This window comes from Mesorhizobium sp. M0317 (genome assembly GCF_040321555.1).
In the GTDB taxonomy this organism is placed as follows: Bacteria; Pseudomonadota; Alphaproteobacteria; order Rhizobiales; family Rhizobiaceae; genus Mesorhizobium.
The window spans coordinates 47,327-53,701 of the sequence record NZ_JAMYRV010000049.1 but is presented as its reverse complement, the minus strand read 5'-3'; the positions used below and the strand labels follow the sequence as shown (position 1 = coordinate 53,701).

Below are 6,375 nucleotides of genomic sequence, written 5' to 3'. Positions count from 1 at the left end.
CTCCCCTACATAGTTTAATTCTCTCTCGGGTTGTTAGCGCCCCGTATTTGAGGGTGGCCCCCAGCACCCCCCTTTGGCCCGGCCGGGTAGGGGGGGGGGCCTCGCACCGGCCTCTCAACAACCTCACCCCTTCTGCGCTGTCCCATCAAGATACTGCGTCAGCGCGCAGACCAGATGATAGAAGATGCTGGCCGGCACGTCCGATGCCAAGGAGCGGCCGCGTTCGTCGATGCGGTCGATCCACAGGCCGAGCGGCGCCGGGTCGATGTGCCAGCGGAATAGCCGGCCGACGCGCGCCTCGATTTCGGGCTTGAGGTCGGGACCACCCGAGCCATCCAGCGCAATCGCCGCCTTGATCGCTTCGGCCTGTGGCCAGCTCCGCGACACAAGGTCGAGCGGCAGGCCCTGTCTGGAGACCGCGCCGTAGGCAAGGCCGGTGGCGCGGTTGAGGCCGTTGGCGATGGCCGAGGCGTAGAGCTTGCGGGCAAAATTGCTCAACTCGCCCTGGCCGCTGCGGGCGACGAAATCGGTGAGCAGCGAGGCCCATTCGAAATGATGGCCGGGCTCGGTCCATGTGCCCTTCTCGCCGGCGGCCGGCTTCCACCCGGCGTCGAAATATTCGCCCAGCGTCCAGCTCTCGGCATCGAAGAAATGACTGCGAAAAAGGTCGATGATGCGCGCGGCGCGGCGCAGATAGGTGCGGTCGCCGGTCGCCTTATACCAGGCGAGGAAGGCCTCGAGCAGATGCATATGCGGGTTGGAGCGCCGCTCGCCCTCGCCATCGGATGTCTCGAGAAAGCCGGTCATGCGGCTGTCCTCGAGATGCGCGTCGAGGAACACGAAGGTCTCCTGGCCCAGCCGCAGCGCATCCGGATCGCCGCACATATGCGCATGCGCCAGCGCCAGCAGCACGCAGGAATGGTCGTAGGCATCCTCGGTTGGGTCGGCGACGGAGCCGTCGACATTGAGCGTGCGCACCCAGCCGCCCCGGTCCGTGCGGCCCTTGCCGGCCATGAAGGCGATGCCATGGGAGATCAGGCGATCGGCTGGACCGTCCCAGCCGCGGGCCTTGGCAACGGCGAAGGCGTAGACTTGCCTCGCCGTCGTGCGCATGCGCTTGGGCTTCAACAGCGCCTCGCCGTCGAAGCCGAGCGCCTCGTGGAAACCGCCATGACGCTCATCGACGCCTGAAGTCGACCACAGCGGCAAGGTCTCCTCGAACAGCCAGTGATGCACGCGCCGACGCCAGGCGCCGCTCTCGATGACGCGGTCGTGTGCCGGCGTGAACCTGGTTTCCAGCCGGCCCGACTTTTCCAGCTGCTCGACGATTTTCTTGACGTGCTGGCTGTGGCTGACCGGGGCGACGAAGGTGGCGTCCGCCGTCGAGACGATGGCGACATCCTTCATACCGATTGCCGACAAAAGCCGGCCGTCGCTTCTGATGTAGGAGTTCTCGCAATCGATGGCGACGACATCGCCGACGACGACATTGCCATTGGCATCAGCAGGGCCGACATCGAGCAGCGACTGCCAGGAGCCGAGGTCGTTCCAGCGGAAGCCGGCCGGCACCATGGCGATGTCCTTGGCCCGTTCCATGATCGCGTAGTCGATCGAGTTCGAAGGGATGGCGGCGTAGAGGTCGAGCGGCATATAGAGGCCGGACAGATCCGAAGTCGCTGCCTTGTAGGCCGCTTCGGTGGCCTGCCAGATGTCGGGCTGGAAGCCCGCAAATGCGTCGCGCATGGCGCCGGCGCGAAACAGGAAAATGCCGGTGTTCCAGTAGAAGGTGCCCGCACTGAGATAGCTCTGCGCAGTAGCGAGGTCGGGCTTTTCGACGAAGCGCGACACGTCGAAGACGCCGCCGCTTTCGGCTGCGACTTCGATATACCCATAGCCGGTCTCGGGCTGCGTCGGCTTGATGCCGAACACCACCAGACGGCCGGAAAGGGCTGCCTGGCTGCCAGCCTCGACGCTCTGCCAGAACTGCCTGGGGGTGGCGATTTCGTGGTCGGACGGAACCACCAGAACCAGGCTGTCGCCGAACTCCGACAATGTGCGCAACGCGGCCAGCGCCACGGCGGCAGCCGTGTTGCGCCCGGTCGGCTCGAACAGCGGGCCACCGCCGGCGAGGTCGAGGCCGGCAAGGTCGGCATGCACGCGCTCGGCATGGCGCTCGGCGGCGATCAGGAAGATCGGCGTTTCGCCCTCCGGCCGCGCCGTCAGCCGGCGTAGTGTCTTGGCCAGCATCGAGCCGTCGCCGGAAAGATCGTGGAACTGTTTCGGGTTGTCCTCGCGCGACAGCGGCCACAGCCGCGAACCGACACCGCCGCTCATGACAAAACTGACGATGCGCTCGGTCATGAAAGGTCCAATCAGAACGTCTGGTTGTAAGCGCCGACTTCGGGGCTGCGGCGCAGCACGGCGTCGACCGCCTCGAACATCTGCCGGCGGCGGTCGGAAGATACCGGGCTTTCGACAACCACGACAAGCTCCGGCTTGTTCGACGACGCCCGTACCAGGCCCCAGGTGCCATCTTCGGCCACGATGCGCACGCCGTTGACGGTGATCAGCTCGGCGATCTTCTGGCCGGCAAAAGCCTTGCCGGCGCGCTGCATCGCCTGGAAGTCCGCCACCACCCGATCGACCACGCCGTATTTCACGTCATCGGCGCAATGCGGCGACATGGTCGGCGTGCCGAAGGTCAGCGGCAGCGCGCGATAGAGATCGGCCATCGAACTTGTGGGGTTGCGGTCGAGCATCTCACAAATGGCGGTCGCGGTGATGAGACCGTCATCATAGCCGCGGCCGATCGGCGGATTGAAGAAGAAATGGCCCGACTTCTCGAAGCCGGCGACGGCGCCAAGCTCGGCGACGCGGCGCTTGATGTAGGAATGGCCGGTCTTCCAGTAATCCGTGACCGCGCCATTGGCGCGCAGGACGCTGTCGGTGTGGAACAGGCCGGTCGACTTGACGTCGACGACGAAAGTCGAGCTGGAATGCTGGCTGGAGATGTCCCGCGCGAGCATGACGCCGACCTTGTCGGCGAAGATCTCGTTGCCCTCATTGTCGACCACGCCGCAACGGTCGCCGTCGCCGTCGAAGCCCAGCCCGACATCGGCGCCGGTCTCCAGCACCTTGTCGCGGATGGCGTGCAGCATCCGCATGTCTTCGGGGTTGGGGTTATAGCGCGGAAAAGTGTGGTCGAGTTCGACATCGAGCGGGATGACCTCGCAGCCGATGCGCTCCAGCGCCTGCGGCGCAAAGGCGCCGGCGGTGCCGTTGCCGCAAGCCGCCACAACCCTGACCTTGCGCGCGATGCGCTTGTCCTGGGTCAGGTCGTCGAGATAGGTCTCGCGAAAACCGGAGACGAAATCGTAGCAGCCGCCGCCGGCGAGATCGAAGTCGCTCGACAGCACGATCTGTTTCAGTGCGCTCATCTCCTCTGGTCCGAAGGTCAGCGGCCTCGCCGCACCCATCTTGACTCCGGTCCAGCCATTCTCGTTGTGCGATGCGGTGACCATGGCGACGGAAGGCGCGTCGAGCGCGAACTGGGCGAAATAGGCCATGGGCGACAGCGCCAGGCCAATGTCTTTCACCTTTGCGCCCGCAGCCATCAGGCCGGAAACCAGCGCCAGCTTGATGGCAAGCGAATAGGAACGGAAATCATGCCCGGTGACGATGTCGGGACCCGCGCCAAGACGGCGGATCAAAGTGCCCAGGCCCATGCCCAACGCTTGGACGCCGATCAGGTTCAGGTCCGGCGGTTGGCTGGAGCCGGCATGGCCAAACCACCAGCGCGCGTCGTATTCGCGAAAGCCGGACGCCTTGATCAGCGCTTCGGTTTCGAATTCGAAGCTGTTGGGCCGGGCGTCGCCTACGATTTTCAGGGGCAAGGCAGCAAAGCTCCAGATGGCGAAAACACGATCTATCGAGGCTGCGACTTAGCACACAAGGCTTTAAGCCGGGTTTATCCCGGGAGGGAAAGCCAAGCTTTGCGGCAATGCCCAACGAAAGCCAACGAAATGCGACAGAAGCGCTGCCATTGCCGCTTGCAGGAACGGTATGTGGCAGCTATAAGCCCGCGGTCTGGTCACGGAGTGTAGCGCAGCCTGGTAGCGCACCTCGTTCGGGACGAGGGGGTCGCAGGTTCAAATCCTGCCACTCCGACCAGAAAAAACAGACACTTAGGTGTTTGTTTCTCCCGACCCACTAGATAGCTTGGTGCAAACCGGCCGCGTCGGCGTTCCCTGTCAGCATGATGTTTTGACGCGACAACCATCCGCGCTACCTCGATAATAGGAATGCCACCGAGACAGCGGCCGGAACGAGGTTTGCGGAAGATGAATTTATTGATTTCAAGTGCAGGCCGGCTGTCAGCGCTGCTTGCCCTGTCGCTGGCGGCAGGCTGCTCATCGCTGGGCGGCGCTGTGAACCCGGCAAAATACGACAGCATGACATGCGCCGAGATCAACAACGCGGTAGGCGATACCGCGCGCGACATCTCGCAAACCGCCATCACCCGCGGCAAGGTCGCCAACACCAGCGTTCCCAACTGGCTGCTCGGCGGCACGCGCGTGAAGAGCGCAGTGGCCAACCGTGAGACGGCCAGAATCGAAAAACTGAAGCAGCGGCAAGAGGCCATTGTCGCGACAAGAGCCAACAGATGCCCCAGGTCAGCGGGCTAAGCGAACTGGCCCTACCCTGACTATCGGCTTAACGTCACGCCTTAAGCACTCAGCCTGAAGCGCGTGACATCGATCGCCGCAGCCATCAGTGTCTGCGTGTAGGCCGCCTGCGGGTTGCTGAAGATCTCTTCCGTCGGGCCTTCCTCGACGATCTTGCCCTGCCTCATGACGATGATGTAGTCGGCCATGGCGCGCACCACGGAGAGATCGTGGCTGATGAAGAGGTAGGACAGTTCGTGGTCGGCCTGCAGCTTGCGCAGCAATTCGACGATCTGCTTCTGCACCGAGCGGTCGAGCGCCGAAGTCGGCTCGTCCAGCACCACCAGTTTGGGCTTCAGGATCACGGCACGCGCGATGGCGATGCGCTGGCGCTGGCCGCCGGAGAATTCGTGCGGGTAGCGGTTGCGTGCGTTGGGGTCGAGGCCGACCTCGAGCAAGGCCTCGACGGCGCGCTGATCGCGTTGCTTGCCTGACAGGTTCGGCTCATGCACCAGAAGCCCTTCGGTGATGATCTGGCCGACGGTCATGCGCGGCGACAGCGAGCCGAACGGATCCTGGAAGACGAGTTGCATCTCACGTCGCAGCGGCCGCATCGCCTGGCGGTCGGCGGTGGAGATGTCGCGGTCGCCGAAGCGGATGACACCGTCGCTGGGCAACAGGCGCAGAAGTGCGCGGCCGAGCGTCGATTTTCCCGAACCGGACTCGCCGACGATACCGATGGTCTGGTTGCGCTTCAGCCGGATCGAAATGTGATCGACGGCGCGTAGCAGCAGCGGTTCGCCGGCAAGGAAGCCGCCGCCGATCTTGAAGGTCACTTCGACATTGCGGCCCTCCAGCAGCACAGGAGCGCTGGGCGGCGGCGCCGCCTTGGTGCCGGTCGGTTCGGCGGCCAGCAGCATTTTGGTATAGGCATGCTGCGGGTTGGCGAAAAGTGCTTCCGCCTCGCCTTCCTCGACCACCTCGCCATAGCGCATGACATAGACGCGGTCGGCAAAGCGCCGGACGATGCCGAGATCGTGGGTGATAAAGACGATGGCCATGCCGAGCTTGCGCTGCAGTTCGGCGAGCAGCACCAGGATCTGCGCCTGGATGGTGACGTCGAGCGCCGTCGTCGGCTCGTCGGCGATCAGGATGTCGGGGTCGTTGGCGAGCGCCATGGCAATCATGACGCGCTGGCGCTGGCCGCCCGACATTTCGTGCGGATAGGATTTCATCCGCCGCTCGGGATCGGGAATATGCACAAGCCGCAGCAGCTTGAGCGCCTCGTTCCGTGCCTCGGCTGCGTTCAGCCCGCGGTGCTTGCGGATTGGTTCGATCAGCTGGTTGCCGATCGAATAGAGCGGATCGAGCGAGGTCATCGGCTCCTGGAAGATCATGCTGATCTTGGCGCCGCGCACCTTGTTGAGGTCGGGCTTGCTCATGGTCAAAAGGTTGCGCCCGCGATAATCGACGTGCCCCGTCGCCTCGCCGTTGGACGCCAGCAGGCTCATCGCCGCCATCATCGTCTGGCTCTTGCCGGAGCCGGATTCGCCGACCACGGCAACGGTTTCACCTGCCTTGACGTGGATGTTGATGCCCTTGACCGCTTCGACCGCGCCGTCGAGCGTGCGGAAGCGGACGCGAAGGTCTTTGACGCTGAGGATCGTTTCGGGCGTTTCCATCGCAACGGTCCCCATCTTATCGGTCCCCA

Annotated in this window: 4 protein-coding genes and 1 tRNA gene; 2 read left to right on the top strand and 3 right to left on the bottom strand. The window is 64.1% G+C overall.

Annotated elements, in window-relative coordinates; genetic code table 11:
* Positions 1-123 precede the first annotated feature (123 nt).
* Entirely contained in the window at positions 124-2,361 is a 2,238-nt protein-coding gene (locus NKI88_RS26725) for a mannose-1-phosphate guanylyltransferase/mannose-6-phosphate isomerase (RefSeq protein WP_352658385.1), read from the bottom strand.
* An 11-nt stretch (positions 2,362-2,372) separates the two neighbouring features.
* Positions 2,373-3,893 (bottom strand): phosphomannomutase/phosphoglucomutase, encoded by a 1,521-nt coding sequence (locus NKI88_RS26720; protein WP_352658383.1) that lies wholly within the window; start codon positions 3,891-3,893, stop codon positions 2,373-2,375.
* Between the two features lie 200 nt (positions 3,894-4,093).
* Between NKI88_RS26720 and NKI88_RS26715 the strand changes: the two genes are divergently transcribed.
* Positions 4,094-4,170 (top strand) — tRNA-Pro (locus tag NKI88_RS26715).
* A gap of 170 nt (positions 4,171-4,340) precedes the next feature.
* Positions 4,341-4,685, top strand: a complete 345-nt coding sequence (locus tag NKI88_RS26710) for a hypothetical protein (RefSeq protein ID WP_352658381.1) — start codon at positions 4,341-4,343, stop codon at positions 4,683-4,685.
* Positions 4,686-4,726: 41 nt separating this feature from the next.
* Here NKI88_RS26710 and NKI88_RS26705 read toward each other — a convergent pair whose 3' ends face one another.
* Positions 4,727-6,346: an ABC transporter ATP-binding protein gene (locus NKI88_RS26705; protein ID WP_023702233.1), complete on the bottom strand. Its 1,620-nt coding sequence runs from the start codon at positions 6,344-6,346 to the stop codon at positions 4,727-4,729.
* Positions 6,347-6,375: the final 29 nt, after the last annotated feature.